The organism is Sphaerisporangium sp. NPDC049002 (assembly GCF_040649355.1).
Taxonomy (GTDB): domain Bacteria; phylum Actinomycetota; class Actinomycetes; order Streptosporangiales; family Streptosporangiaceae; genus Sphaerisporangium.
Window position 1 is genome coordinate 1 of record NZ_JBEZFH010000437.1, and the last position, 1,627, is coordinate 1,627.

A 1,627-nucleotide genomic window follows, 5' to 3' on the forward strand; every position below is an offset into this window, starting at 1 on the left:
CGCGCGGCGGCCTCCGCGCACCGGAGCGGGTCCCTCCGGCTGGTGCTGCCCGGCGACCTCGCCGCCGGGCTGGAGAGGACCGGCAGGGAGCACGGCGCCACGCTGTTCATGGTGCTGCTGGCCGTCTACCAGGTGCTGCTGTCCCGCCACAGCGGGCAGGAGGACTTCGCGGTCGGATCGCCCACGGCGGGACGCGACCGCACCGAGCTGGAGCGGGTCGTCGGCTACCTCACCAACACGCTGGTGATGCGCGCCGACCTCGCGGGCGACCCGGAGTTCGGGGAGTTCCTCGGACGGGTGCGGGAGGCCGTGCTCGACGCCCACACCCATCAGGAGATCCCGTTCGAGCGGCTGCTGGCGGATCTCGGCGTGGACCGCGACACCAGCAGGACGCCGCTCTTCCAGACCATGCTGATCCTGCACAGCCAGGAGAGCCTCGCGCCCGAGCCGTTCGACGGCCTGCCGTCCGAGCCGTTCGAGGCGAGCGGCGACTTCGCCAAGTTCGACGTGATGCTGGAGGCCTGGCGGGGCGAGGACGACCTGACGCTGCTGTTCGGCTACGACGCCGGCCTGTTCGACGCCGAGACGATCGAGAACCTCGCCGGGCGCATGGCCGCCCTGCTCCGGAACGTCGTGACCGGCACGGCGCTGCCCGTCTCGGCGCTCCCCATGCTCACCGGATCCGACGCCGCCGCCCTGCGCCACCTCGCCGCGAGCGCCGGAGCAGCCGGGCGGGGCGGGGCCCGTACCGTGCCCGAGCTGGTCGCGGACGCGGTCCGCCGTGCTCCGGAGGCGGTCGCGGTGGAGTGCGGGGGCGAGGCGACCACCTATGCCGAGCTTGACGAACGCGCCCGCCGGCTCGCCCCGCTCCTGCGCGGCCACGATGTGGTCGGCGTGTGCCTCGGACGGTCGCCCGGCACGATCGTCACCCTGCTGGCCGTCTGGCACGCGGGCGCCGCCTACCTCCCCCTCGACCCGGAGCACCCGGACGAGCGGCTGGCCGGCCTGGTCCGCGACGCGGGCGTCTCGCTGGTCGTCACCGACGGGACGCGCGAGCTGTCGTTCCCCGCCCTGAGGACGGTGGGGGTCGACGCGGCGGGCCGGCCCGTAGCCCCGGTCCCCGAAGGCGCGGGATCGGGCGGGCCGGGCACGGGGGCCTACGTCATCTACACCTCCGGGTCGACCGGGACGCCCAAGGGCGTGGTGGTGGAGCACACCGGCCTCGCCGAGCGGGTCCGGTGGATGGCGGAGTACTACGGGCTCGGGCCGGGTGACAGGGTCGTGCAGTTCGCGTCCCTCGGCTTCGACACCCACGCCGAGGAGATCTACCCGGCCCTCGCCGCCAGGGCGACCGTGGTCATGCTGCCGGACGGCGGCGCGTCCCTGCCCGACCACCTGGCCGCGTCGGACGGGGTCACCGTGCTCGACCTGCCCACGGCCTACTGGCACCGCCTGGTGGACCTCGTCGACGAGATCCGGTGGCCGGCGTCGCTGCGCCTGGTGATCCTCGGCGGAGAGCAGGTGCACGCGGGCACCCAGGAGACGGTGCTCCTGATGGTGAGCAAGCGCAGCGGGGTGACCGAGGCGTTCTCGCGCGACAAGGTCATAGCCGGGGTGCGCCGTGCCT

The 1,627-nt window shown here is 74.3% G+C and carries 1 protein-coding gene; it reads left to right on the forward strand.

Annotation, left to right across the window (positions count from 1 at the left end; translation table 11 throughout):
* Nucleotides 1–1,627 (forward strand): AMP-binding protein (locus tag AB0B89_RS36340; RefSeq protein WP_358562309.1); only part of this gene is annotated, 1,627 nt, incomplete at both ends.